This is a genomic window from Micromonospora sp. AKA38 (genome assembly GCF_027925725.1).
GTDB lineage: Bacteria > Actinomycetota > Actinomycetes > Mycobacteriales > Micromonosporaceae > Micromonospora.
Map to the genome: position 1 here is coordinate 538943 of NZ_BNEI01000005.1, position 25330 is coordinate 564272.

General features: G+C 69.9%; 21 protein-coding genes and 1 pseudogene. 8 read left to right on the forward strand and 14 right to left on the reverse strand.

The features are described 5' to 3' along the window. The first annotated feature begins 2 nt into the window (after nucleotides 1-2). The 5 genes from TPA0908_RS20115 to TPA0908_RS20135 all read left to right on the forward strand — a co-directional run bounded on the left by TPA0908_RS20115 (nucleotide 3) and on the right by TPA0908_RS20135 (nucleotide 5734). Nucleotides 3-761 (forward strand): SDR family NAD(P)-dependent oxidoreductase, encoded by a 759-nt coding sequence (locus tag TPA0908_RS20115; RefSeq protein ID WP_281940146.1) that lies wholly within the window; start codon nucleotides 3-5, stop codon nucleotides 759-761. A 32-nt stretch (nucleotides 762-793) separates the two neighbouring features. Further along, a complete protein-coding gene (locus tag TPA0908_RS20120; protein ID WP_281940148.1) occupies nucleotides 794-1966 on the forward strand; it encodes an acyl-CoA dehydrogenase family protein in 1173 nt (390 codons plus the stop codon). Continuing rightward, nucleotides 1963-2427: a MaoC family dehydratase gene (locus tag TPA0908_RS20125; RefSeq protein WP_281940150.1), complete on the forward strand. Its 465-nt coding sequence runs from the start codon at nucleotides 1963-1965 to the stop codon at nucleotides 2425-2427. Before TPA0908_RS20120 ends, TPA0908_RS20125 begins: the two co-directional genes overlap by 4 nt. Next, nucleotides 2424-3968, forward strand: a complete 1545-nt coding sequence (locus TPA0908_RS20130) for a long-chain-fatty-acid--CoA ligase (RefSeq protein WP_281940152.1) — start codon at nucleotides 2424-2426, stop codon at nucleotides 3966-3968. The genes TPA0908_RS20125 and TPA0908_RS20130 overlap by 4 nt, the downstream gene beginning before the upstream one ends. A 131-nt stretch (nucleotides 3969-4099) precedes the next feature. Next, nucleotides 4100-5734 carry an Ig-like domain-containing protein gene (locus TPA0908_RS20135; protein WP_281940154.1) on the forward strand — a complete coding sequence of 545 codons (1635 nt, stop codon included), beginning with the start codon at nucleotides 4100-4102 and terminating at the stop codon, nucleotides 5732-5734. 244 nt (nucleotides 5735-5978) lie between these two features. Here the strand turns inward: TPA0908_RS20135 and TPA0908_RS20140 are convergent, their stop codons facing one another. The 8 genes from TPA0908_RS20140 to TPA0908_RS20175 all read right to left on the reverse strand — a co-directional run bounded on the left by TPA0908_RS20140 (nucleotide 5979) and on the right by TPA0908_RS20175 (nucleotide 13177). After that, entirely contained in the window at nucleotides 5979-6806 is an 828-nt protein-coding gene (locus TPA0908_RS20140; RefSeq protein WP_281940155.1) for an SDR family oxidoreductase, read from the reverse strand. 329 nt (nucleotides 6807-7135) lie between these two features. After that, entirely contained in the window at nucleotides 7136-8296 is a 1161-nt protein-coding gene (locus TPA0908_RS20145) for a JmjC domain-containing protein (RefSeq protein WP_281940156.1), read from the reverse strand. Then, entirely contained in the window at nucleotides 8293-9045 is a 753-nt protein-coding gene (locus TPA0908_RS20150; protein WP_281940158.1) for a class I SAM-dependent methyltransferase, read from the reverse strand. The genes TPA0908_RS20145 and TPA0908_RS20150 overlap by 4 nt, the downstream gene beginning before the upstream one ends. Continuing rightward, nucleotides 9042-10031, reverse strand: coding sequence for a hypothetical protein (locus TPA0908_RS20155; protein ID WP_281940160.1), 990 nt, complete (start codon nucleotides 10029-10031; stop codon nucleotides 9042-9044). Before TPA0908_RS20155 ends, TPA0908_RS20150 begins: the two co-directional genes overlap by 4 nt. Next, nucleotides 10032-10835 carry a DUF5819 family protein gene (locus TPA0908_RS20160; RefSeq protein WP_281940162.1) on the reverse strand — a complete coding sequence of 268 codons (804 nt, stop codon included), beginning with the start codon at nucleotides 10833-10835 and terminating at the stop codon, nucleotides 10032-10034. Nucleotides 10836-10860: 25 nt separating this feature from the next. Then, nucleotides 10861-11130 (reverse strand): hypothetical protein, encoded by a 270-nt coding sequence (locus TPA0908_RS20165; RefSeq protein WP_281940164.1) that lies wholly within the window; start codon nucleotides 11128-11130, stop codon nucleotides 10861-10863. After that, the gene (locus tag TPA0908_RS20170) at nucleotides 11127-11978 is read right to left on the reverse strand and encodes a JmjC domain-containing protein (protein WP_281940165.1); all 852 of its coding nucleotides are present in this window, start codon (nucleotides 11976-11978) and stop codon (nucleotides 11127-11129) included. Before TPA0908_RS20170 ends, TPA0908_RS20165 begins: the two co-directional genes overlap by 4 nt. Nucleotides 11979-11992: 14 nt before the next feature. Then, on the reverse strand, nucleotides 11993-13177 hold the full coding sequence (locus tag TPA0908_RS20175; RefSeq protein WP_281940166.1) for a cupin domain-containing protein: 1185 nt from the start codon (nucleotides 13175-13177) through the stop codon (nucleotides 11993-11995). A 563-nt stretch (nucleotides 13178-13740) separates the two neighbouring features. On the opposite strand from TPA0908_RS20175, the gene TPA0908_RS20180 reads away from it, so the two are divergent. Then, nucleotides 13741-14427, forward strand: a complete 687-nt coding sequence (locus TPA0908_RS20180) for a helix-turn-helix domain-containing protein (RefSeq protein WP_281940168.1) — start codon at nucleotides 13741-13743, stop codon at nucleotides 14425-14427. Here TPA0908_RS20180 and TPA0908_RS20185 read toward each other — a convergent pair. After that, entirely contained in the window at nucleotides 14393-15628 is a 1236-nt protein-coding gene (locus TPA0908_RS20185) for an MFS transporter (protein ID WP_281940170.1), read from the reverse strand. The genes TPA0908_RS20180 and TPA0908_RS20185 overlap by 35 nt on opposite strands. Nucleotides 15629-15833: 205 nt before the next feature. On the opposite strand from TPA0908_RS20185, the gene TPA0908_RS20190 reads away from it, so the two are divergent. Then, on the forward strand, nucleotides 15834-18050 hold the full coding sequence (locus TPA0908_RS20190) for a S9 family peptidase (protein WP_281940173.1): 2217 nt from the start codon (nucleotides 15834-15836) through the stop codon (nucleotides 18048-18050). On the opposite strand, the gene TPA0908_RS20195 is transcribed toward TPA0908_RS20190, so the two are convergent. The 5 genes from TPA0908_RS20195 to TPA0908_RS20215 form a co-directional block, all read right to left on the reverse strand. Further along, nucleotides 18015-18656: a DUF5825 family protein gene (locus tag TPA0908_RS20195; protein WP_281940175.1), complete on the reverse strand. Its 642-nt coding sequence runs from the start codon at nucleotides 18654-18656 to the stop codon at nucleotides 18015-18017. The genes TPA0908_RS20190 and TPA0908_RS20195 overlap by 36 nt on opposite strands. Nucleotides 18657-18697: 41 nt before the next feature. After that, nucleotides 18698-20623 (reverse strand): RiPP maturation radical SAM C-methyltransferase, encoded by a 1926-nt coding sequence (locus TPA0908_RS20200; protein WP_281940177.1) that lies wholly within the window; start codon nucleotides 20621-20623, stop codon nucleotides 18698-18700. A 265-nt stretch (nucleotides 20624-20888) separates the two neighbouring features. Next, nucleotides 20889-22694: an alpha/beta hydrolase family protein gene (locus TPA0908_RS20205; protein WP_281940179.1), complete on the reverse strand. Its 1806-nt coding sequence runs from the start codon at nucleotides 22692-22694 to the stop codon at nucleotides 20889-20891. Nucleotides 22695-22697: 3 nt separating this feature from the next. Further along, on the reverse strand, nucleotides 22698-23939 hold the full coding sequence (locus TPA0908_RS20210; RefSeq protein WP_281940181.1) for an MFS transporter: 1242 nt from the start codon (nucleotides 23937-23939) through the stop codon (nucleotides 22698-22700). A gap of 546 nt (nucleotides 23940-24485) precedes the next feature. After that, a complete protein-coding gene (locus tag TPA0908_RS20215; RefSeq protein WP_281940182.1) occupies nucleotides 24486-24899 on the reverse strand; it encodes a hypothetical protein in 414 nt (137 codons plus the stop codon). Nucleotides 24900-25025: 126 nt separating this feature from the next. On the opposite strand from TPA0908_RS20215, the pseudogene TPA0908_RS20220 reads away from it, so the two are divergent. Next, nucleotides 25026-25198, forward strand: a pseudogene (locus TPA0908_RS20220) (IS5/IS1182 family transposase); the annotation flags it as partial. Nucleotides 25199-25330: the final 132 nt, after the last annotated feature.

Consider the following 25330-nt stretch of genomic DNA (forward strand, 5'->3'; position numbering starts at 1 on the left):
CCGTGACCAGATTCGCCGACCGGGTGGCCGTCGTCACCGGCGCCGGGCAGGGCATCGGCGCGGCGACCGCGCACCGGCTGGCCGCCGAGGGCGCCGCCGTCGCCGTGGTCGACCTCGACGAGGAGCGCAGCCAGGCGGTCGCCGACGAGATCACCGCGGCCGGCGGCCGGGCCGTCGGCATCGGCTGCGACGTGACCGATCCCGCGGCGGTCGCCGCGATGACCGACCGGGTGGTGCAGGCGTACGGCGGGCTGCACGTGCTGGTGAACAACGCCGGCATCACCCGCGACGACCTGCTGTTCAAGATGCCCCTGCCACATTGGGAGGCGGTGCTGACCACCAACCTGACCAGCATGTTCCTCTGCTGCCAGGCCGCCCAACAGCACATGGTCGCGGCCCGCTACGGCCGGATCGTCAACCTCAGCAGCCGCTCCGCCCTCGGCAACCGGGGCCAGGTCAACTATGCGGCGGCCAAGGCCGGGGTGCAGGGCCTGACGGCCACCCTCGCCATCGAGCTCGGCCCGTACAACGTCACGGTCAACGCCGTCGCCCCGGGCTACGTGGCCACCGCGATGACCGCCGCCACCGCGCAGCGGGTCGGCAGCAGCCCGGAGGAGCATCAGCGGATGGTCGCCGAGCACACCCCGCTGCGCCGGGTCGCCCAGCCGACCGAGATCGCTTCGGTGATCGCCTTCCTGTCCAGCGACGACGCGTCGTACGTCAGCGGCCAGACCCTGTACGTCAACGGCGGCGCGCGCTGAGGCGCGCCGGCGGACCAGCACCCGGAGGAAACATGGACTTCGCGCTTTCCGACACCGAGCGGGCGATCCGCGACACCGCCCGCGACTTCATCGCCAGGGAGGTCATGCCGCTGGAGCAGGAACTGCTGCGGCGGGAGCGGGCGCACCGGCCCGGACTGGAGCACAGCGAGCTGCGCGAGCTGCAGCTCAAGGCGCGCAAGTTCGGGTTCTGGGGGCTGGCCACCCCCGAGGAGTACGGCGGCATGGACCTGCCGGCCGTCACCCAGTCCCTGATCTGGACCGAACTCGGCCGCTCGTTCGTGCCGTTCCGGTTCGGCGGTGAGGCCGACAACATCCTGTTCCACGCCAACGACGAGCAGAAGCGCGAGTACCTGGTCCCGACCATCGAGGGGGAGCGGCGCAGCTGCTTCGCGATCACCGAGCCCGGCGCCGGCTCCGACGCGGCCAACATCAAGCTCAGCGCCCGCCGCGACGGCGACGACTGGATCCTCAACGGCGAGAAGACCTTCATCACCGGCGGTCACGATGCCGACTTCGCCATCGTGATCGCGGTGACCGACCGGGAGAAGGGCGCCCGCCACGGCGGCGCCACCGCGTTCCTGGTGGACCGGTCGATGGGCTGGCGCTCGGAGTTCATCCAGACGATGGGCGAGGGTGGCCCCGCCTCGCTGGTCTTCGACGACGTCCGGGTGCCCGGGCGCAACATCCTCGGCGAGCCCGGGCAGGGCTTCAGCCTCGGCATGGAGTGGATCGGCAAGGGCCGCTACACCATCCCGTCGCACGCCGTCGGCATCGCCGAGCGGGCGTTGTCGATGGCCATCGACTACGCCAACACCAGGGAGACCTTCGGCGCGAAGATCGGCACCAACCAGGCCATCCAGTGGATGATCGCCGACTCGGAGACCGAGCTGGAGGCGGCCCGCTGGCTCATCCTGCGCGCCGCCTGGACCGTCGACCAGGGGATGGACCCGCGGCACGCCTCCTCGATGGCGAAGCTTTACGGCGCGGGCATGGTCAATCGGGTGGTCGACCGCGTCCTGCAGATCCACGGCGGCATGGGCTACACCCGCGAGCTGCCGATCGAGCGCTGGTACCGGCAGGTCCGGCTGTACCGGATCTTCGAGGGCACCGACGAGATGCAGCGACTGATCATCTCCCGCGACCTGCTACGCGGCTACACGAAGCTGGGAGGGCACCTGGCATGAGGGTCTTCGCGTCCATCGAGGAGTTGGCCGAGGCGACCGGCGAGACCCTGGGCCCCGGCCCCTGGTTCCGGATCGACCAACAACGGGTCGACCGGTTCGCCGACGCCACCGACGACCGCCAGTGGATCCACATCGACCCGCGACGGGCCGCGGCCGGCCCGTTCGGCGGCACCATCGCGCACGGCTACCTCACGTTGTCCCTGCTGCCGGCGCTGGCCGGTGGCCTGTACCGGGTCGAGGGGGTGGCCCTGGGGGTCAACTACGGCCTCAACCGGGTGCGCTTCCCGGCCCCGCTCCGGGTCGGCAGCGCGGTCCGCGCCACCGCGACCCTGGCCGAGGTGTCACCGGTGGACGGCGGTGTGCAGGTGGTCACCGCGCTCACCGTGGAGAGCGACGCCGGCGGCAAGCCGGTCTGCGTCGCCGAGACGGTCAGCCGCCTGGTGCGGGGCGTGGCCCGATGACCGCGCTGTCGCTGGCCATGGTGCTGGCCGAGTCCGCCCGCCGGCACGCCGACACCGTCGCCGTGGTCGACGGCGACACCCGGGTGACGTACGCCGAGCTGTGGCTGGAGGCGCGCAGCTACGCCGCCGGGCTGCGGGAGCTGGGGGTCGGCCCCGGCGACAAGGTGGCCCTGCTGGCCCCGAACGTGGTGGACTTCCCCCGGGTCTACTACGGGGCCCTTGCCGCCGGCGCGGTGCTCGTCCCGGTGCACCTGCTGCTGACCGTGGACGAGGCGGCGCACGTGCTGACCGACAGCGGCACGAAGCTGCTGGTGTGCCACAGCTCCCAGCTCGCCCTGGGCGCCGCCGCCGCGGCGGCGTCCGGCGTGCCGCTGGTGACCGTCGGGCCGGCGGCCGCCGGCGCGGTCGCGCCCCGCCTGGAGGAGCTGAGCCACCCGCTGCCACCGCTGCCGTCGTACGTCACCCGGTCGGCGGAGGACCCGGCGGTGGTGCTCTACACCAGCGGCACCACCGGGGTGCCCAAGGGCGCCCTGCTCACCCACCTCAACCTGGTCATGAACGCCACCGTGAACGTCTTCGACGCCAACGACGCGCGCGGCACGGACGTCGTGCTCGGCTGCCTGCCGCTGTTCCACAGCTTCGGCCAGACGGTGGCGATGAACGGCACCTTCCGGATCGGCGCGACGCTGGTGCTGCTGAGCCGGTTCACCGGGCCGGCCGCCATCGACCTGATGCTGCGCGAGGGGGTGGACGTCTTCCACGGCGTGCCCACGATGTACGTGGCGCTGCTCGACGCCGCCCGGGACCGGGACGACCTGCCCCGGCTGCGGCTCTGCGTCTCCGGTGGGGCGTCGCTGCCGGTGGCCGTGCTGGAACGGTTCCACGTCGCCTTCCAGACGACGGTCTTCGAAGGGTACGGGCTCTCCGAGACCTCACCCACCGCCACCACCAACCAGCCGCACCTCGGCACCCGCGCCGGGACCATCGGGCACCCGGTCTGGGGCGTGGAGGTGGAGATCGCCCGCGCGGAGGTGGACGAGCGGATCGAGCTGCTACCGACCGGAGAGCTCGGCGAGATCGTCATTCGGGGGCACAACGTCTTCGCCGGTTACCTGGGGCGGCCCGAGGCGACCGCGGAGGCGGTGGTGGACGGCTGGTTCCGTAGCGGTGACCTGGGACGCAAGGACGCCGACGGGTTCATCACCATCATCGACCGGAAGAAGGACATGATCATCCGGGGTGGCTTCAACGTCTACCCACGCGAGGTGGAGGAGGTCCTTGCCGGGCACCCGGCGGTCGGCCAGGTGGCGGTGATCGGGGTGCCCGACCCGCACCACGGCGAGGAGGTCTGCGCGGTGGTGGTGGCGGACCCGGCCGGCCCGGGCCTGCCCGACCAGCAGGAGATGATCGACTGGTCGCGGGAGCATCTGGGCCGGCACAAGTACCCGCGGCAGGTCCGGTACGTCGACGAGCTGCCGCTCGGGCCGAGTCACAAGGTGCTCAAGCGGGAACTGCGTCGCCGCATGGCCCCGCCCGACTGACCACCGCCCGCCGTCCGCTGCCCACCCGCCCAGGCCGCGGCCCTCGTCGGTGACGTGCACCACGGTATTGACAGACAGAGTCCCGACCGCCGAGGCTTTATTGAGCGATGCCTGTCGATGAATGCGGGGGCATGATGCGACGCAGGATCTTCGCGCTGGCCACGGCCGCTGCGGTCGTCGTCGGTGGGGCCATGACGATGGTGCTGCCGCCGGCGTACGCCGCGACGGCGTGCACGGTGGACTACACCATCACCCGAGAGTGGTCCAACGGCTTCTGGGCCGAGCTCACCGTCACCAACCTGGGCTCCCCCGTCACCGACTGGTGGCTGCGGTTCCGTCAGGTCAGCGGCCAGACGATCACCATGGGCCTCGACCGGCTGCCGGACGGATACACGCTCGGCAGCGGCGAGTTGTACCCGATCACCATGCTCCGCCCACCGGCGGGGTCCACGCTGCCGACCGGCGCCTCGGTGACGGTGCGCTTCGGCGGCAACTACCGGGACGCGGAGCCCGAGCCGACCGACTGGGTGTTGAGCGGCCAGCCGTGCAACGGGGACGTCGGCAGCCCGACCGGCTCGTCGCAGCCGACGGCTTCGGGGAGCCCGCAGCCCAGCCCACAGCCGGGCGGCCCGTCGGTGTCGCTCACCTCGCCCCTGCCCAACGACTTCTTCGCCGCGCCGGGCGTCATCCCGATCCGTGCCGAGGCCACGGCGGCGGCCGGCCGGCGGATCGAGCGGGTCGAGTTCCGGGAGCGCGGCACGTTGCTCGCCGTGGACACCACCGCGCCGTACGCGTTCGACTGGCGCGGCGCGCCGCCGAACAGCGGCACCCGCGTCACCGCCACCGCCTACGACAGCGACGGCGCCCAGGCCACCGCCGAGGTCCGCGGCATCCGGGTGCTCCCGCCGCCGGCACCCGGTGCCGCCCCCGCGCTGAAGGCGATCGGCAACCGCATCCGTACGGTCACCACCGACCCGAGGCCGTACCGGCCACGCGGAATCATCCGGTCGGACGCGCCCGGCGAGTGCGCGTGGGGACCGATCCGCTGGGACGGCCCGGTCGACGACGCGTCCGTAGGTGCGCTGCGGGCCCGCGGCGTCGACGCGGTGCGGGTCGTGCTGAGCGACGCCTGCTTCGTCTACACCGGCAGCCCCACCGACAGACAGAACCGCGTCGGCTACGTCGACGAGGCGGCCCGGTACGTCGACCGGCTCGTCCGGGCCGGCATCACACCCATCGTGTCGCTGCGCCAGAGCGACCTTCTCGCCACGCGCTCCTTCTGGAGCGCGGCGGCGGAGGTGTTCGGCGCCGACAACGCGGTGATCTTCGACATCTCGCCCTACGACTTCCCGGCGGCCGGTGGCACCGGTCCCGCGGTGGTCTGGACCTGCTGGCGCGACGGCGGCGTCGCGTGCGCGGGCACCAGCCTGCCGAATTTCGGCGTGCAGGAGCAGATCCGCCTGCTTCGCGTGCAGGGCTCGTTCAACCTGGTCCTCGCCGCCGGGATCGACGGCGGCAACGACCTGCGCCGGTGGCTGGAATACCGTCCGGCCGACCCGGACGGCCGCAACGTGGCCGCCGCCTGGCGCGTCGACGACCGCTCGGCCTGCGCCACGCCGGCCTGCTGGCAGTCCACCCTGCTCCCGGTCGCCGCCCAGGTACCGCTGGTCGCCACCGACGTCAGCGCCGGCTCGGCGGCGCCGACGTTCGTGGTGCGGACGGTCACCTGGCTCGACCAGCACGGCATCGGCCACCTGCGCCGGTGACCGGGAAAGAGGTAAGCCTGAGGTTCCCCGATTGGCCGGAACCGTCGTGGCGTCCGTCAACCTGGGTGCGGCCCGGGCCTGTTGCGACGAAGAGGCGGCTCCTTCGCGGCCGGCCAGTCCGGTGACCGTGTCTGGTCCAGCTTGGACTGCGCCTGGTCCGCTGCGATCCCGGCCAGCACCAGGCGGACTTGCTCATGCGGAAGAACGTCGACGATCTTGGCTCGATCGTTCCTCGCGCGCCTGCTCACGGGGCGATGTGATGGCCCGCCTTGACCACCTGGTCGTACTCTCGGCGTCGGGCGTCGTAGGCGCGCGTCAGGACTACCTCCGAGTCGGATCCCACCGGCAGTCGAAGCGGCGGCGAGTCCATCTGACCGAGCCGCCAGACCACGTCGGCGAAGAGCTCGGGGGAGTTGATCTCCGCGTAGGTGTTCATCTCGTGCAGCGCGCGGAACATGCCCTCGCTGACCGGCGTGTAGTCCGCGATACCGTGCTCCGGTCTCCGCAGGTTGGCGCTGTAACCGGTGGCGAAGCCGCCCGGCTGCAGGATGGTCACCTTGACCCCGAGGTGCCCGGCCTCGGCGGCAAGCGATTCGGCCGCTCCCTCCAGCGCATACTTGCTTGCGTTGTACGCGGCGAGCCCTGGGATGGGAACCACGTTGGAGACCGAGCTGACGAAGACGGCGTGCCCGTGGCGCTGCTCCCGCCACAGCGGCAGCACGGCGCGGGTGAGCCGCCACGGCCCGAAGACGTTTGTGGCGAACTGCGCGGCGAGCTCCGCGTCGGAGATCTCCTCGAAGGTGCCGAACTGGCCGTAGGCCGCGTTGTTGACCAGAACGTCGACGCCGCCGAAGGCGTCCACCGCACGCGCGACCGCTGCTGCGCACTGCTCCGGATCCCGTACGTCCAGGGCGGCGGCCACCACGTTGTTCGGATGCCGGGCGACCAACTCGTCCAGGGTCTCCGGCTGCCTGGCGGTCGCCACCACCTGGTCGCCCTCGGCGGCGAGCCGGGCCGCGAGAGCCTGACCGAGTCCGCTCGAACATCCCGTGACCAGCCAACGCTTTGTCATCGCCCTCGACCCGCCTATCCACTGGGTTGTGCCGCGAATGCAGGGTGTCAGAGGTGGCGCAAAAGGTGAAGAGGCGTCGACCTTCGTCAGACTGATTCGTCGGGTATCCGGCATCGGGGCCGGCCCGTCCTCATCCGGTGCATCAGGAACGTGGCGCGGTGGTTGAGGGGCTCCGGCCCTGTCGAGGGCCACGTCGACCCCATCAAGACGATCGAGGCTGTGACCAGCGAAAAATGGGGCACGGCCTCGATCGCTTGACTGTCGGGTGTCCTCGTAGGGCCGGCCGTGCCGACGGTCCCCATGCACTACGCAGAAAGGGCTTGTCGGACTCACGCGGCCTGGCGGAGGACGCCGGCCCGTACCAGCGCGCGAATCACGCGGTGCGGATCGGCGGAGACGACGGCCGCCACCTTGCCGGCCGGCCACCGGCCCCCGGTGTCGCGCAGTTGGCGCAAGGTGTCGACCAGCTTTGCGTCCAGGCGATACGTGGTCGCGCCGACGGTCACTGCGCCGTCGGCAACGGTGCAGGACGGGCCGATCTCGATGTCGTCGTCCAGACCGATCCGGTCGGCGTCGGCCAACTGCGCGAACCGGCCCGGCTCACCTGACGATCGCGCGTCGGGAAGGACGCCCAGCGACGGTGTGGCGTCCGGGGCGGTGCGCAGTCGTGCGGCGAGGTCGTCGAGTTCGAGCGCCGACAATCGGCGCAGCAGTTCGTCGCGCCGGGCCGGCAGACCCGGCCCGAAGGCGTCGACCGGCAGCGGCCGCTCCAGGAAGGCGTCGTCCAGGAGCAGCTCGGCCACCAGGTCCGTCATCAGGTTCCGCCAGGTGGGCTGGCGGAACGTCACGCTCACGTGCAGCGACAGGTTGCCGCCGTAGTCACCCACGTACGGCGAGTGGGAGGGTACGTAGAGGACGTCGCCGGGTTCCAGAGTGGCGTCCACGGCCGGCTCACCCGATGCGCCGACACGGCTGGTGTCGGCGTGCTGCGGCTTCGTCGGCCAGACCCGCCACCGGCGGGTACCGGTGAGCTGGACGATGGCGATCTCCACCGGCCGGTCGTGGACGACCAGATCCATCCGTCCTGCGGGGGTGAGGCAGCCGTCGACCCAGGTCGGGGTTCCCACGGCAGCCGCCACGTCGCGAGCCAGGTCGAACAGAGCCGGCACGAAGCGCTGCAGGTGCGGCCAGATCAGCGTGGCACCGGCCTCGAAGTAGCGGTACACCCGCTCGGCCACCGCGTATTCGGCGTGCACACCGCCCGAGGACTCGGCGACGGCGGTGTACTCGACCGGGACGATGATGTTGTTCTCGGCGGCGATCCGGATGTCCGCTGCGCGGATGGTGCGGGACCGCAGCAGGCGATCCAGGTCGCGCACGGTGAGCAGGTCACCCGGTGGGCACCGCATGGCCTGCCTGCGCACGACGGCCTCGCGGGCCAGCACGGTGGCGAACTCGGTCGGCGACCCGAAGATGTCGGCGAACGTCACTGTAGATCACTCCCGTGCTGGTAGATCGAGATGCAGACGCCGGTTCCGGTGAAGGGCTCCCGTGACCAGCCGCCGAATCGGCCGGTGCGGCGCAGTCCGGCCAGGCGCGCCATCAGGTCCAGCTCGGCGGGCCAGACGTAGCGCATCCGCAACGGCGCGAGGTGCACGCCGTCGGCACGGAAGTTCACCGTCTGCCGCACCAGGGTCTGTTCCGCCGGATCGTGCAGGATCATGACAAGCTCGGTGCGGTCGGGCCGGATCTGCGTGGGTGCGATGATCTTGTTGTTGACGAAGTCGGACAGCCCGATCATCTGTGTCTCCAGCACCAGGCGGCCGTCGTCGGCGAGATGACGCGCGGCGTTGCGCAGGAAGGCGACCTGCGTGTCCTGGTCGGGCAGCGCATAGATGGTGTTGAACACGCAGTACACGAGATCGAAGCGTTCGTCGAGCCGGACGTCGACCATGTCCGCGTGGCGCGTCCGGATCACGCCGGCCGGGTCCTTGGTGCCCAGCACGGCGAGCATGTCCGCGGAGTTGTCCACGCCGGTGACGTTCAGGCCCGAGCCGGACCCGAGCGGCAGGGCGATACGGCCGGTGCCGACACCGAACTCCAGGACCCGGCTGCCGGCACCGACGACGTCCTTGAGGAACCGGACCGCCGGCCCGGTGGGCCAGCCGGCACCGATCTCGTCGTCGTAGTGCCCGGCCTCGTTGCGCAGGTACTGCGCGGAGGACGACCAGTCACTCATCGTGCACCACCGACCAGGTCGGGCTCGGGGGCCGGTACCGCCGGTGAGACCGGAGCGTTCCGGCGGTACGCCGACGCGAAGCGCCGCCTGAGCCAGTCGCGGGTCGCGCGGTAGTCGTCGTCGGACAGCAGCGCACAGTCAGCGGCGATCATGTAGAACGCGAAGCTGACGAGGCCCATGGTGGCCCCGATGCCGAGGTGCATGCCGATCACCAGCAGCAGCGCGATCTCGCGGAGCCGCCGGTTGCGGCCGGGCACCAGCAGCACCACCGCCAGCTGCACCGTGATGGTCAGGTAGCAGGCGAGCGTCACCAGCGCCGCGTTGTGCATGAGCGCGGTGGCGGTGTCGCTGTACTGGAACTGGTGCAGTTGGCTGATGTAGTAGAGCGCGTTGCCCTCGCGCCAGCGGGTGTCGACGATCTTCCAGAAGCTGGACATGGCGTAGACGACACAGATCTGGAAGACAACCAGCACCCCGGCGGCGTTGTGCACACTGTTGAGCAGCGTCGGCTTGTCGCTTGTCGCTGTCAGCCGGGCGCGGGTTCGCGCGGCGAGCGGGCTGAGGTACGCGTTGGTGGTGGCGAACACCAGCAGCAGCAACAGGATCCGGGCCAGGTTGTCGCCGCCGTCAAGCACGTTGGGATTGCGCTGGTCAAGTGACCAGATGAAAATCGCGTTCACCAGGGTCAGTGCCCTTCCGCCCAGGACGGTCCAGACCAAGGCAGCCACCAGGCCGGAAAGGTAGACCAGGTTGAACCATGTTTCACCGTCGCTGAGGCGATAGAGGGAGAACACGCTCCCGGAGGAGTGCTGCGAGGCGCTGAAGCTGGCGAAGCTGGTGGTCCCGTTCGGCCCGTAGAGGGCGTCGCGGTACGGGAAGTTGGCCAGATAGATGAGGGCGGTGGTGGCGCCGAGCCCGATTCTGAGCAGGGACAGACCGACCAGTCGTCGGCGGCCGGTGGCGAAACGGTCGAGGAAGGTGGACATTCACCGCTCCGGGGGTTGGTAGGACATCCAGCCGGTGTCGGCGATGCGGATGGGCGGGTCCTGTTCGGGGTCCGCCTCGTGCCGCTCGGAGAAGCGCAGGATCGCGGTCCAGGTGTAGAAGACCCGCACCCGCACCGGTTCGCCGTCGAGTTGGACGCCGGGCACCATCATCGAGGCGAGCCGGCCGATCTGGCCGCTCACCTGCTTGCGGGCACCGGCCAGGCTCTCTCGGGCCGCGGCGAGGTACTCGGTGTCACTCATCTGCCCGGCGCCCTCCAACTCCTGCCAGCCGGCTGGCAGGATGCTGGCCTCCTGCGCGCTGATCGGGTGGCTGGGATCGGCGGGGTCGGTCAGCGGCTGCCCGTTCTGTCGACTCGTGATGAGCCGCTCGAGTTTGGTCTCCGAGGTCGCGATGTCGGAGAGCGAATAGCCCAGGTTCAGCACGGTGCGGTCGACCCGGGGCGGGAAGAGCCGGTGCGCCTTGGCCTCGGCGATCAGCGGCTGCGTGAGCGACAGCACCGGGCTGGTCGTCGTGGTGCCGCCGGTGCGGTACTCGACCTGGAGCCAGCCGTCGTAGTTGCCGTTGGGCGGGTTGGGTGCGAAGAGCCGCCACCGCTGCGTCAGGTAGGGGTCGACGACGGCGTCGAGGGTCGACTGCAACCGCACCTTCAGCGGCGACGGCGGCAGGTTGTACCCGATGACGGACACCGCGTACGCCGTGACGACGAGCAGGGGCAGGATGCGGACGACCCGTTGCGCGACGCGGGCCGGTCCGGACTGCGTCCAGCCGGGGGGTCTGATCACCAACCGCGGCATTCGTGTGCTCCCTTCAGTTGAACTGGCGGTCGGAGTTGGCCGAATCGGGTTGCCGGCGTGGATTGACCTGTCCGATCGCACTCTCGATGGCCTGGTCAGCGGGCAGCATGGTGTTGGCCCCGTCCGCGTCGTGCGACTCGAAGATCACGCCGGTTCGGCTGTCGAGCACGTCGGCGGGGGCGGGCACCTTGATGGTCGGCGTGGGATGGGCGGGTACCGCGAAGGCGGTCAGCCATGCGGCGACCAACGCGCCCAGCGCGCCGATCAGGACCTTGCGGATCACGGGAGCTCCCTGGAGTCGATCAGGCGGCGCAGTTCCGCGGCCGCGTCGAGCTGGTCCAGCCGGGCAGCGAAGCGGGCCAGTGCCGCTTCGTCGGGACGAGCGGCGTCGCAGTACTCCCCGCTGTCGAGGAGCCGCCGTACGCTCGCCGCCAGGACGTCGCGCCACAACCGTGGCTGGACGCTCACCGACAGGTGCAGCGACACCCGGTCCTCGGCCACCGCCACGTGGGGCGTGTTGTACGGCATGTACAGGACGTCGCCCGGCTCCAGCACCGCCTCGAACGCCGGCTCGCCCAGTTCGTCGATCCGGTAGTGACCGAAGGTCTCCTTGCGCGGCGCCAGCGTCTCCCACAGCTTCCAGTGCTTGGTGCCTTCGACCTGGATGACGAACACGTCGATCGGGTCGTGGTGCGGAGAGAAGCCCTGCCGCCCGGCCGGGGTGAGGAAGGCGGTCACGCTGCTGCGGGCCGAGAACCTCTCGGCGAGCACCGCCGTGAGCGCCCGGAGCGACGGGCTGAGCTGCTCGGCCGAGCTCCAGGTCACCGTCGCGCCGGTGCGGAACAGTTCGTACACCCGCTCCGGCACGACGACGTCGGTCACCATGGCGCCCTGCACGCGGACCGGCGCGGTGTACGCCGCCAGTGGCGTCGCCTGACCGTCGACGGTCACGCCGAGATACGGCGGCCGGAGCGCTTCGAGGTGCAGCAGGACGTCCAGGTCGGCGATCGAGAGGACGGACCGAGGATCGTCGGACAGCGCTACGCGGCGCAGCAGCGGCGCCTGGTTGAAGTGGTGTGCGAAGAACTGTGTCTCGTCGCCCGCGAGTTCGGCGAACGTCGGGGTGTACATCGGAGTCGGCCCGATCAGCGCGCGACGGTGAGGACGCCGAGTCGCGCGAGCGCCTGGGCGATGCCGACCGAACGCGCCGTCTCGACATCGGGATTGATCTCCCGGGCTGGGACCGGCTCGCCGCTGGTCATCCGTGCGAGGGTCGCCGCAACCGCGCTGGGAATCGCGATGGTGTGGCCGTTGACCTTGGTCTTGGTCCGGCCGTCCTGGCTCTCCTGGAACGTCACGGCGACGTCGGTACGTCGCAGCAGCGTGCTCCCGCCGATGGCGTCCAGTGCCGCGATGGTCTGGAACTCGTTGCCCTGGGCGGTGCCCTCGGAGTGTTGTCCGAGCATCATCAACCGGCGCAGCTCGGCCTCGACGTCGATCTCCCGTAGCCGCTCGGCCAGCAACGCCGCGTGGTCGGTGAAGGCCGGGACGAGGTCGGTGACGGTGCTTTCGTGCAGGTAGGGGAACTGCCAGAACCCCTCGGTGTCCAGCAGCCGTTCGACGGCCAGCCCGAGCAGATCGCGCCACATCCTCGGCCGGACCATCACCGACAGGTGCAGCGAGACCTGGTCCTCGGCCGCCGCCACGTGCGGCGTGTTGTAGGGCAGGTAGAGCACGTCGCCGGCCCGCAGAGTCGTCTCGATCACCGGGGTGCCGAGCTCTTCGAGCTTGTAGTGTCCGATGTCGCCGCGGCGCGTCGCCGGCGGCTCCCACAGCTTCCAGTGCTTGGTGCCTTCGAGCTGGATGATGAACAGGTCGACCGGGTCGTGGTGTGGTGAGAAGCCCTGCCGGCCCGCCGGCGTCAGAAAGGCCACCACGTCGCTGCGGGCCGCGAACTTGGTGGCGAGCATCCGGGTCAGCGCCCGCACCGAGGGCAGCACGTGGTTGAGGGAACTCCAGGTGAGGGTGGCCCCGGTGCGGAACAGCTCGTAGACGCGTTCCGCCACGACCGTGTCGGTGACCGTGGTGCCCTGGACGCGGGTCAGGGTGGTGTATGCCCGTTCCGGGACACCGTCGCCGTCCTTGGTGATGGCGAGGTACGGCGGGCGGATGGCTTCGAGATGCAGGAGTTCGTCGAGGTCCGCGACGGACAGGACGTCGCGGGAGTCTCCGGACAGCGCGGCCCGCCGCAGCAGCGGGGTCTGGTTGAAGTGATTCGCGAAGAACTCAGCCTCGTCGCCGGCGAGCTCCTCGAATGTCGGAGTACGCATCTTCATCCATTCTCAAGAACTGTAACAAGCGAGGTGGTGCTGGTGGAGCGATTCGCTCCACCAGCACCACGGTTCAGTCACGCGATCGCGTTGAAGTACGAGAGAGCCCGCAGGTCGGCGGAGGTCTCGATGAATTCGAGGTCCATTTTCCACACCTCCAATCAGTGATCGACGGAACATTTGCCTCGCGATATCGACGAGCTGGCTGACCAAATGCATCAGTGGGCCAACCGAGAGCAAGCCTGGCACAGGAGAAGAGTGCCGGACATCGCGGAAAGCCGAGATGGGCAGCAGTTGCCAGTGGGCGGGGTCTCTGATATGAGAGGCGCCTGCGGCTCACCGAGCGTCATGCCGCATGGCGGTCAGATAGGCAATGTTGCTGGTCAATGTCCTGATAGCAAATCATGGACGTTTACGATGCGTGTTTATGGAACTCGGGTCCTTGTTGGGAACTCGGGGTCGAGGTAAGTTCGGCGAAGCTGGCCCGGGCTCGGGTCGCACTCCATGGCAGCTCGTGAGACATATCACTGTGAACTGTGAGTCTAGCCAGTGGAACGGGGACAATGAAAAAGATCATTATTCAGGGCCCCACGTACCCCGGGGTCCAGCCAAGCCAGGTCACCCTGACGTCAGGTCAAAGTGCGACTATTGGCGTCTGCCAATGCAGTCGATGCCCCTTCGATCTGCCGGTGTTGGCTGCGGGCGCGCCACCGCTGAGCTGGCGGATCACCGCCCGGGAGAGTTTCTGGCTGCTCAGCAATCTGTCCGATCGGCATCCGGTCACCGTGCAGAACATGGATGACTGGTACCAGTACGTCATCGTCGACCCGGAGCGGCTGGACGTGCCGGTGCCGTTCGAGCTCGCACATATCGACCTGACCGCTGCGTCTTCCGGACCGAAGGTCTCCGTGTTCGGCCACGAACCGCGATACATCCGCGCGTCGCCCAGGCCGTGCTCCGTTTGCCAGAAGGTGGCGGCCCGCAGGCCGCTGCTCGACCAACGGTCCACGTACTTCGCGGTGCTCGGGGAACTGTGCGTGGAACGGCTGCGCGGCGAGATGGACGCGGTGCTGCCCACGTCGGCCGAGATGGCCCGCCGGCTGTCCAGCAGGGGACACCCGATCAGTGCGGGAGCGGTGGACGCCCACATCAAGTATGTCGCCGAAAAACTCGGCCTTCCCAAGGGGGTCGATCGGGCGACGCTGGTCGCCGTCGTCATCCGTTCCGGCCTGCTGCACCAACCAGCGTGAGGGAATCGTCTGCCGCGTGCCGTTGCCGGCGACTCATCGTCAGGACCGGCACCGCACTTGCGAGCACCAGGGCCAGTGCGGACGCACCGGACCAGATGAGCACCAGACGCGGTGAGATGACCTCGAGGAGTCCACCGGCGATCAGGAATCCGGCTACCATCGCTCCATTGATCACCGCGCCGAGGGTGGCGAACCCCATCCCCCGCGCCTCCTCCGGGGTGCGACGCGCGACGAGCGTTCCGGCCGCGGAGCCCAGCATGCCGTTGCCGATCCCGCCGATCACGAACGCCGGTATCACCCAGCCTGCCTCGCTGACGGTGCCGCCGGCCAGGATGCCAGCGCTGACCAGCGCAAGACCGGTGACCAGCCTGATCAGGTAACCATGGTCGTCGGTCCGGCCACGCGCCGCCGCCCATGCCCCGAACACCAGGCCGAGCATCCAGCTACCCATGACGATGCCGTACATCGACGCGGAGGCATGCAACGTGCCGCGGACGAAGAAGACGACCGCGACATCCATCAGGTTCGCCGCCGCGACGACCGCTGCCACCATGACCAGCGCGACGAGCAGCACGCGGTCGTCGCGCACCCGGTAGGCCACGACCGGCGGGCGGTGCGGTGCGGACGGCGCCGGCTGCCGGCGGGCACGGCTGGTGCGGATCACCAGACCCACCAGCGCGACGGCGAGGAAGCTGGCCGCGTCGAGCACCAGCGGCAACCTCGGTCCGTCGATCGAGACGAGGACGCCGGCGAGCACGGGCCCGGCGAACATCCCCGCGGACGTGAACGTCTGGGTGATCGCGCTTGCCCGTGGGACGTTGTCCACGCCCACCATCGCGGGCGCGAGCGCGGCGAACACCGGTTGGGTGACGGCGACCCCGCATGCCAGCAGCGCGTTGAGGGCGATGAGCATCCCCGGGGCCGACGTGGTGAGCATCGCCAGGCAGCACAACGCCTGGACCGGCGCGACCGCCATGATGATCCGCCGGCTGTCGAGCCGGTCGGCGATCCGTCCGGTCAACCGGGCCAGTAGCACCGGCGGCAGGGCCGCACTGAGCAGCAACGCGGCCACGGTGTATCCGCCGGCACCCTGCTGCTGTAGCACGATAGCCAGCGCCGTCGCGGCGAGAAGGTCACCGCACACCGAGATCCCACGCGCGCTCGCGATCAGATAGACCTCGTTCCAGCGTGGCTGGTCCATCTCCACTCCAATCAACGCCATCGATGCGCCAATAGACCTGGTCACGCAATGGATTGCAGTGCGAAAGAATCAGTCCTCAAGATGGGAGCCCACCTGGACGAATGTCGGGGACCACGTCAACCCGATACGGCAACCGTACTATAAAAGGCTCGGCGTGCCCAGACATTATTGTCGTCCGCGACCGGCACCGCCCTAGCGTGGTCGCATGAAGCGTCCGGTGCCCCCACGAGCCAAGCAGATCGCGACCCAGCGCACCTACCACGGCGACACGGTCATCGACGAGTATGCGTGGCTGCAGCAGCGTGACAACCCCGACACGATCGCCTATCTCCGTGCGGAGGCCGACCACACGGCGACGGCTACGGCGCACCTGGCCAGTCTGAGGGACCTGCTGCTGGACGAGTTCCGGTCCCGTACGGCGCCGGCCGAACTGACCGTGCCGGTGCTCAAGGACGGCTACTGGTACTACAACCGCACCGAGGCGGGTCGGCCCTACATCCTGCATTGCCGCGTCCCGGCGTCGGCGGGTGCGACAGCCCCGCCCGAGGTCGGCGGTGCCGCCGGGGCCGGCGGCCCCTTGCCCGGTGAGGAATTGCTGCTGGACCGCAACATCCTCGCGGGTGACTCGCCATACTTCAATCTCGGCATCTTCGACGTCAGCCCGGACGGTCGGCTGCTGGCGCACGGTGTCGACCACACCGGAGACGAGCGGTTCACCCTGCAGGTCAAGGATCTGTGCAGCGGCACCCTGCTGCCCGACCGGATGCCCGACGTCAGCTACGGATCGGCCTGGTCCGCCGACGGAACCAGGCTGTTCTACGTCACCGCCGACGACACCGGCCGCCCGTATCGGGTCTGGCGGCACACGATCGGCTCATCGGCCGGCGACCGGCTGGTCCACGAGGAGCCCGACCGTCAGTTCCGGCTCGGGGTCATCCTCAGCCGCTCGCGTGGATTCATCGTCATCACCTCACGTAGTCGAACCACCAGCGAGGTGCACGTGATCGCCGCGGACGGAGCCGACGGCCCGCCGGTCGTCGTCGCACCCCGACGCCCCGGCGTCGACTACACGGTCGACCACCAAGGAGAACGGTTCCTGGTCCTGCACAACGCTGGCGCCCCCGACTTCGCGCTCGCCTGGACCCCGGCCGCCGCCCCGGGCACCTGGCATTCCCTGGTGGAGCACGTCCCCGGTGTCCGACTCACCCAGGTGTACGCGTTCGCTCAGCACACGGTGCTGGCGCTGCGCCGCAACGGCCTGACCGGGTTGCGCATCCTGTCCCCGGACGGCACCGGAAACCGTGACGTCGTGTTCCCCGAGCCGATCCACACCGTCCGGCCCGATCGGAACCTGGAATACTCCACCACGCTGTTCCGGCTTCGATACGCGTCGCTCGTCACGCCCGAATCGGTCTACGACTGCGACCTCGGTTCGGGCGAGTTGCTGCTGCGCCGGCAGACCAGGGTGGGGGGCGGATTCCGGCCCGAACACTACGAGCAGCACCGGGAGTGGGCGACGGCTCCGGATGGCGTACGGGTGCCGGTCTCCATCCTGGCCCGCCGTGGCGCTCCCCGTATCGGCGGCGTTCTCTATGCCTACGGCGCCTACCAGGTGCCGGCTGACCCGTGGTTCTCTCCGACGTTGCTGTCCCTGGTGGACCGAGGGGTCGTCTTCGCCGTCGCGCATCCGCGTGGCGGCGGGGAACTCGGCCGTTCCTGGTGGGACGGCGGCCGACTGCTGGCGAAGAAGAACACCTTCACGGATTTCCTGGCGACCGCCGAGCACCTGACGGCCGCGGGGTGGGTCGCCTCCGGCCGTCTCGTGGCGCGGGGTGCGTCGGCGGGCGGACTGCTCGTCGGCGCCGTCGCCAACCTCGCGCCGGATCGATTCGCCGGGATCGTGGCGGAGGTGCCGTTCGTGGATCCCCTCACCACGATGTTGGACCCGGACCGGCCGCTGACCGTGCAGGACCGGGATGAGTGGGGCGACCCGGTCGCCGACCCGGACGTCTATGCATACCTCAAGTCGTACGCTCCCTACGACAACGTCGGCGAGCACCGGTACCCTCCGATCCTCGCGACGGCCGGCCTGCACGACACTCGGGTCGCCTGTCACGAGCCGGCGAAGTGGGTGGCCCGCATCCGGTCGCTGTCACCGGCCACAGCGGTGCTGCTGCGCACCGAGATGCACGGCGGGCACAGCGGACCGAGTGGACGGGAGCGGTCGTGGCGAGCGGAGGCGCTCATCACCGCATGGATACTCGACCGGCTGGCCGCGCCCGTCGCCCGGCCGGCTCCGGGTGAGGACGGCGCGGGAAATTCGGACCGTCGGCCGGCGGGCCAGGCAGGCGCCGTCATCACCGGAGCCGGCCCCACGCCCGCCGTACTAGATGATCATGGAAGGCAGCGGCCAGCGACGTAGCCGATACGGCAGCCAGACCAGCATGGTGCCCACCTGCACGACCAGGCCCTCGGCCGCGAAGTCGCGGGCGATGTCCAGGTCGATGTCGGCGATCGGGGCGCCCTCCATGACCTGTGCCAGCATCGCCAGATATGCCGGGTCGTCGATGGTCAGCAGATTGAGCCGGCTGGACCGCCGGTCGCGGACCTGCACGAACCCCGGGCCACGCCGGAAGGTGCACTTGTCGATGTAGTAGGACCGTCGCCACGCGTCGAGCGGCTCCATCTCGTCCCCGGCCGCCGGGGAGAGCTCGGCGGGCGGATAGAGGTGGCAGAAGACCCGCCAGTCCGCCCCGCCGTCGACCGGCAGCAGCAGCCGCCATTCGACGCCGATCCCGTGACTGGTCAGCTCCCGAACCAGCACCAGGCGGCGGACCGCGTCGCGGGACGCGGTGTCGTCCTCGACGGCCAAGTTCACCGGGTCGATCAGGGTGACGTGGCGGATGCCCGCGTCGAACCAGCCGGCGACGGCCTCGCCGGGAGGCCCCTGCAGCTCGGTGACACCGAGGTCGATCCCGGGTACGTCGCCGACCTCGCGGTCGTGGTCGTGGGCGAGACGGACGGGCACGGGGGCCAGGGTGGGTCCGGCGATGGCCACGGTGGTTCTCCTCAGACGGTGGTCAGGGTGGCCGGCTCGGCCGACCGGATCTCGGAGTTGTCGGCCCCCGGCCGCGCGCCGACCCGTTCCGGGTGCAGGTGGTCGATGCGCAGCAGGTGCTGGTTCATCGAGCGGGGCGCGACGTGCACGAACTGCCCGCCGTCGGTGAAGACGACCCCCAGCTCCCGCCAGCGTTGCAGGAGGACCGCCAGTTCCGGTTCGGGCCGGGACAGCCGGCGGGCCAGGGAGCCCAGGCTGTGTGGCTGGTCGAGCAGCCGGAAGGCGGCGACCTCCCCTGCGTCGGTCAGCCGGACGACGCGCCAGTCGAAGTGGCGACGGCGGCTGACCAGGACGATCTCGTGCCCGAGGTCGAGGTGGGTGAGGCGGCTGCGGGCGTACTCGTCCTGCCATTCGGTGACCGCCGCGTCGAGCCGGGCGGCCAGGTCGGTGCCGATGCCCCGCTGGGGTACGTCGAAGATGTACGCCAGGTTCATCAGTTCCGACTCGGGCAGGTCATAGTTCAGGAGGTACTGCGCGGCCGGTCGCAGCTCGCCGAAACCCAGCTCCGGCCGGTTGAAGTAGGGGCTGAACCGCTCGATGGCGATCCGGCTGCTGCCACCCGCCGGGGACAGGTGGTGCAGGGCCGGGAACTGCGCCAGGATGCTCTCGTAGTCCTCCCCGGTCTCGCCCGGGAAGCCGTAGAGGTAGTTCCAGGCGACGGTGATGCCGCTGGTCTCGGCGTCCCGCAGCATCCGCACGTTCAGACAGCCGGTCACGCCCTTGTCCATGATCTTGAGTACCCGGGCGCTGAGGCTCTCGATGCCGGGCTGCACGCTCACCAGGCCGGCGTCGGCCAGCGCCTGCACCTGTGCGCCCTTCATGTTCGACTTGATCTCGTACTGCAACCGCAGGTCGTATCCGGACTCGGCAAGCCGAGGGAGGAGTGTCGACACATAGCTCATGTCGAGGATGTTGTCGACCACGAACATGTCGAGCACCTGATGCCGCTCGGCAAGCCCGATGATCTCGTCGTAGAACGCGCCCGGGTGCTTGCTGCGAAACTCCATGAACGATCCGTTCAGCCCGCAGAACGTGCAGTGGTGCTTCTCGCCCCACCAGCAGCCCCGCGCCCCCTCCACGACCAGTTTCGGCTCGACCCAGTTGCGGGCCCGGGACGCGGCGAGCCGCTCGAAGTAGCCGGTGTAGTCGGGGGAGACGATCTCGGCCGGCGGCAGTGGCTTCGTGCTCATCGGGTTCGCGGTCCGCCGGCCGTCGCGGTCCGTCCAGCACAGGCCCTCGACGGAAGCCAGGGCCCGGTCGTCGCCGGTCAGCGCCGCGAGCAGGCCGGGAAACGCCGCCTCGCCCTCGCCCCGCACGACCAGGTCGACGAAGGGGAAGTTGCGGTGCAGGGCCGCGCCCTGCTCGCCGTCGCAGTTGGCGCCGCCGAAGACGGTACGGATCGTCGGATCGAGTCGCTTGACGTGCTTGGCCGCCGCCAGCGCGGCGGTGTTCTGCTGGAAGGTGGACGTGAAGCCCACCAGGTCCGGTCCCCGTTCGACGATCCTGGCCGCGAGGTCGCCGATGAACTCGGGGGCGCAACGGTGCAGTTCGACGTTGAGCGCCAACTCCCGCTCGGACATCTGGTCGCGGACCCGGCTGGTGAACTCCTCCACCCGCCACTCCGGGTCGTCGTAGAGGGCCGAGGAGAAGACCCAGTCACCGCAGCCGGCGAAGTAGGTGAACAACGAGTAGTACTGGTAGTCGCGTAACCCGAACTCGGTCCGGTCGACCACCCAGTCGACGTAGTCGAGGTTGGCGTGCAGGACCTCCACCTCGGCGTCCGGATACCTCCGGCGGACGCTGTTGGTGAGGATCCCCAACGCCAGGGACGGGACATCGATGGACGCCCACGGCATGTTGACCAGCAGAATCCGCACGTCGTCTCTCCTTGCTCACCATGCCCCGGGCAGGACGGTGGGGGTGGGGGTGGAGTGGGACCGCAGGTCGCCGGCCGAGAGCCCGGACCGTCGGTCCCACTCCACCGTGCTGCGTCAGAAACTGACAGAGACCGTCACCGTCACGGAGACGTCGGAACGGCCCTGGTCGCGGTTACCGCTGATCGGGTCGTTCTCGATGATGTTCTTACGCATGCTCTTCACCTCCCCTCGTCGTGGGTAGACCGTCAGGCCGCCGCCCGGTACGTCAGTCCCTCGGCCGCGCCATGGCGAGCGCGACCGGTGTCCCCTCGTTCCGTGCGCCGTCGAAGTGCTGCTGCATGAACATCAGCACCGCCTGCATCAGGGCGACGTGACCTCGAGCGTCGAAGTCCTCGTGCCCGGCTCGCGTCCGCAGCAGTTTCACGGGAACCCGGCGCCGCATCAGCGCTCCGGCGTACCGCTCCACCGGTGCTGGCGGGCACCGAACGTCGTCGGTGGCGACCGCGAGGAAGGTGGGCGCGCGTACCTGGTCGACGTAGCTGGCCGGGGACGATTCGGCGTACCGCTGGGGGACCTCGCCCGGGGTGCCGCCGAACAGCGCCGTGTCGAGCGCGCGGATCGCCGGGGTGGCCGCCTCGAAGGCTGCCGCATAGTCGGCGATCGGGTTGATCGCCACCCCGAGCCGCCACAGCTCCGGCTGTCGGCCGAGGGCGAGCAGGGTCAGGTAGCCGCCCCACGAGCTTCCCCACAGCGCCACCCGGTGCGGGATGATCACACTCCGGTCGCTCAGGTGGGATCGGACCGCCGCGAGATCCTCGAGTTGGGTGAGCCCCACCCCGGCCCGGAAGTCGTTACGCCAGGCGGCACCGTAGCCACTGGACCCGCGGTAGTTGACCCGCACGACCGCGCAGCCGGCGCGGACCAGGACCTCGACCAGCGGTTCGTAGGCGTCCCGGGCATGTTGGAAGGGCCCGCCGTGAACCAGGAAGACCGCGGGCATCGGCCCGGTCCGGTCGGCGGGCGCGGCCACCAGCGCGTGGATCGGGCCCGCGGCTCCCGCCGCCCAGACCTCGCTCCGCCGGCAGAACTCGGCCAGCGACACCGCCTCGTCAGCCGGCCCGTCGTCCGGTCCCCGCGGCAACTCCAGCCCGGCGACCGAGCGGATCTGTGGTGGAGTGGTGGAGTCCGTCCAGACGTACGCCACGTCGTCGTCGGGCCAGACCGCCGCGTCCAGAATGCTGCCGGCCGGCGTGGGAACTCCCGTCAGCGTGCCGGCGGTCAGGTCGGCGCAGTGCAGGCGGCTGCCGGCGTGCCGGTCCTGCCGGACGAGAACCCGGTTCCCGTCCGGGTACCAACTCGCCGTGATCTCGGTGTCGAACCGCCACCGGTGCCGGCTCAGCCCGTCGGCCCGGGCCCACGTGGCGATCGCGTACTCGTCGTCCTCCTCGACGACCAGCAGCAGCCGGGCGGGGCCGGAACCGGGCGCGAAGCCCAGCGGCCAGATCCGCCGGCCCGCACCCCCCGACAGCACCGCCACCGGTCCGCCGCGGGAGTCGAGGACCGTCGTCCCCTCCGGCGACGCGGCGTCCCGGCCGACCACGAGCAGGTCGCCGGTCGGATCCACGTCGACCAGATGGGCGTATCCGGACATCCGGGTGACCGGCGTGACCCTGCCGTCGGTGGTCCACCGGTACAGCGTCATGCCTTCCTCGTCGGAGAGGCCGACCATGGCCGTGCCGTCGGCGGTCATGGCGAGGCCGGCGTGCCGTGCCGGCGCGATCCCCGGCAGCGCCTCGGACGAGCGTTCCGGATGGTCGAAGTCGCTGATCCGCCACGTTCCGGTCCCGGTCAGGTCGTCGTCGAACCACCAGACAGCGGTGCCGGCGGGATCGACGGCCGCGCGGTTGGTGCCAGCCGTGCGGGCGGTGACCTGGTGGGCCGAACCGGCCGCCCGGTCCCAGGCGAAGACCTGGCAGCGGCCGTCCGCGTCGCCGATGTAGGTGGCCCGGTGCGGTGCGTGCTCGGCCACCAGTGGCAGTGCCGGGTAGTAGACCCGGAAGGGGCGGGCCATCTTTCAGTCCTCCCTGACGGTCGGAGCGCTGGTGCGCAGCCGTCGGACATTGACTGTCGCGTATGCGGCGAGCAGGGCCGTGAGCACCGCGAGGGACAGGGCCGCGATGCCCGGGGCGAACCGGGCGACCAGGGCGCCCGCGACGACCGGCGCGAACACCCGCAGGACATCACCGGTGGTGCCGATCACCGTCGCCACCCGCCCCTGGAGATGGTCGGGCGTGACGGTGATGGCGCGGGACTGGAAGACGATGGCCACGATGGGTGTGAGTAGGAAGATCAGTCCGAAGATGAGTCCGTAGCTCCAGGGTTGTCGGGCCACGGCCAGGAGGGCTACCAGGCCCACCGTCACCCAGGACACGACCGGGATGGCCACCACCGGGCGGACCCGACGCAGCACCCCGGGCGCGGCCAGTGCGCCGATCAGGCCGCCCACGCTGGCGATCGCCAGGATCAGGCCGATCGACACCGGCAGGTCGCCACGACGGCCGGTGACCAGGATGGTGTGGTAGACGAGCGCCCCGAGCACGAAATTGATTCCGGCGGCCCAGAACGTGACGAACCGCAGGAATTTTCGTCTCCACACGAAGCGGAGACCGGCCCGGAGATCGGTGAGGAACGAATGACGTGCCGTCCGTTGTGGGGACAGATCCGTCCGGATGGCGGCGACACAGGAAGCGGCGATTAAATAGGTCATCACGTCGGCTAGGAACGGCATCCAGCGCGCCACCTGGAAAAGCGCGCCCCCGAGCATTGGCCCGGCGATCCGCATGGCGTGGTTGCGCGCTTCGAGCCGGGCCAGTGCCTGCTTGTCGTCGGCGGGCAGCACTCGACGGATGGCACCCGCGCCGGCCGATTCGTAGCCGGCCTGGGCCACCCCCTCGACGAACGCGGCACCGGTCAGGACGGCGAGGGTCGCCGCGCCCGCCGCCAGCGTGGCGGTGACCATGCCGATCGCCCCGGCCGCCACCAGCAGTGCGGTGACCATCATGGCCTTGCGGGGCAACCGGTCCGCCAGGACTCCCGCCACCGGCGCGGTGACCAGCCGTCCGGCCAGACCGACGCCGCCGACCAGGCCGGCGGCGGTGGGCGAGCCGCTGATCGCCAGCGCCACCAGCGGGAGCACCAGGCCAGAGGCCTGGGAACCGAGCAGGTTGACTCCGCCGGCGAGCCAGTACAGGCGAAAGTCGCGGGACCGGGAGGAATCGAGTGTAAATGGCGATTCACGAGCCGAGGTGGCGGTCATCCTCGCGGTCGCTTTGATTGCACACGAATCTCCTACGGGCGAGCATGAAGTGAGCGTTCAGGGCAATTTGTGGCGTTGGTGGAAGCCAATGTCCTGATTGGTGCCCGAAGGGGGATCGAGCTGTATCCGAACGCTAACACTCGGTAGCGTGGCTGACAAGACAGTCTCTCTGCCAGTGCCAGGTTGCATCGGTTTAGCTCGATTGTGCATTGGTGGCGAAATAGTCCTGAGTCGAATGGGTGCCTCGCCCGGCCGGCGGGGCGCTGCGCCGTCGGCATGGTCCTGGGGTCCGCCGCCGCCGGAATGCCCGCCGACGTCGCCGGGATGGCCGGGACGGCCAGCTTGCCCGGGGCGGTCGGCGTCCGGACGGCGCAACTCGTCGAAGATGGTGCTCGGACGACCGGGGCGAGCAGCCGGCGTCCTCGGCCGACTGCCGCATCCCGGCCAGCACGGCCTGCTCGCTGTCCTCCACCACCCGAGCAGATTCACCTCTGGCGCCGGCTGCTCGGGCGGGGTCGGCCGGCGAAGGCCACCTCGCGCGCCTGCTCACGGGGCGATGTGATGGCCCGCCTCGACCACCTGGTCGTACTCTCGGCGCCGGGCGTCGTAGGCGCGCGTCAGGACTACCTCCGAGTCGGATCCCACCGGCAGTCGAAGCGGCGGCGAGTCCATCTGACCGAGCCGCCAGACCACGTCGGCGAAGAGCTCGGGGGAGTTGATCTCCGCGTAGGTGTTCATCTCGTGCAGCGCGCGGAACATGCCCTCGCTGACCGGCGTGTAGTCCGCGATACCGTGCTCCGGTCTCCGCAGGTTGGCGCTGTAACCGGTGGCGAAGCCGCCCGGCTGCAGGATGGTCACCTTGACCCCGAGGTGCCCGGCCTCGGCGGCAAGCGATTCGGCCGCTCCCTCCAGCGCGCACTTGCTCTCCCTGGTGAGTGTGGCGACGGTCCTGTGGATCAAGTCAAATATTGGCTAAGAGTTACAGCGGTCGATGCAAGCTGAGCGGCCTAATTGCAGCTCAGTGACCATCTCGCGCAAGTAATGACAAGTCCGATCCGGCTACGTTCCGTAAAAGGAGATGTGCACGCCGGTGGCCGGCCACCCACCTCCGACAAGACGACCTGCCGCAAGCGCACCGTCGTGGAACGCTGCTTCAGCCGCCTCAAGCGGCGGCGTGACCTGGCCACTCGCTACGCCAGATGCACATCCGCTACCCGGCCGGCCTCGTCCTGATCGCCGCCATCATCGGGCTTCCATGATCGGCGGACAGGCCCTGGTCGAAACCCGCCCCGACCTGGTTCCCGCCAATTTCCTGCGCTTTGCTGGGAACTTTTCCGGCCGGTCGAGCGACAGGTGCCCGCAGTTGGCGGGCATGGCGCCGGCGTACGTCC

What these genes read in the sequence shown, in the direction of transcription:
- TPA0908_RS20120 (WP_281940148.1), top strand. Translation starts at nt 794, where the DNA reads ATGGACTTCGCGCTTTCCGACACCGAGCGGGCGATCCGCGACACCGCC.
- TPA0908_RS20125 (WP_281940150.1), top strand. Translation starts at nt 1,963, where the DNA reads ATGAGGGTCTTCGCGTCCATCGAGGAGTTGGCCGAGGCGACCGGCGAG.
- TPA0908_RS20130 (WP_281940152.1), top strand. Translation starts at nt 2,424, where the DNA reads ATGACCGCGCTGTCGCTGGCCATGGTGCTGGCCGAGTCCGCCCGCCGG.
- TPA0908_RS20135 (WP_281940154.1), top strand. Translation starts at nt 4,100, where the DNA reads ATGATGCGACGCAGGATCTTCGCGCTGGCCACGGCCGCTGCGGTCGTC.
- TPA0908_RS20140 (WP_281940155.1), bottom strand. Translation starts at nt 6,806, where the DNA reads ATGACAAAGCGTTGGCTGGTCACGGGATGTTCGAGCGGACTCGGTCAG.
- TPA0908_RS20150 (WP_281940158.1), bottom strand. Translation starts at nt 9,045, where the DNA reads ATGAGTGACTGGTCGTCCTCCGCGCAGTACCTGCGCAACGAGGCCGGG.
- TPA0908_RS20155 (WP_281940160.1), bottom strand. Translation starts at nt 10,031, where the DNA reads ATGTCCACCTTCCTCGACCGTTTCGCCACCGGCCGCCGACGACTGGTC.
- TPA0908_RS20170 (WP_281940165.1), bottom strand. Translation starts at nt 11,978, where the DNA reads ATGTACACCCCGACGTTCGCCGAACTCGCGGGCGACGAGACACAGTTC.
- TPA0908_RS20175 (WP_281940166.1), bottom strand. Translation starts at nt 13,177, where the DNA reads ATGCGTACTCCGACATTCGAGGAGCTCGCCGGCGACGAGGCTGAGTTC.
- TPA0908_RS20180 (WP_281940168.1), top strand. Translation starts at nt 13,741, where the DNA reads ATGAAAAAGATCATTATTCAGGGCCCCACGTACCCCGGGGTCCAGCCA.
- TPA0908_RS20185 (WP_281940170.1), bottom strand. Translation starts at nt 15,628, where the DNA reads ATGGACCAGCCACGCTGGAACGAGGTCTATCTGATCGCGAGCGCGCGT.
- TPA0908_RS20190 (WP_281940173.1), top strand. Translation starts at nt 15,834, where the DNA reads ATGAAGCGTCCGGTGCCCCCACGAGCCAAGCAGATCGCGACCCAGCGC.
- TPA0908_RS20205 (WP_281940179.1), bottom strand. Translation starts at nt 22,694, where the DNA reads ATGGCCCGCCCCTTCCGGGTCTACTACCCGGCACTGCCACTGGTGGCC.
- TPA0908_RS20210 (WP_281940181.1), bottom strand. Translation starts at nt 23,939, where the DNA reads ATGACCGCCACCTCGGCTCGTGAATCGCCATTTACACTCGATTCCTCC.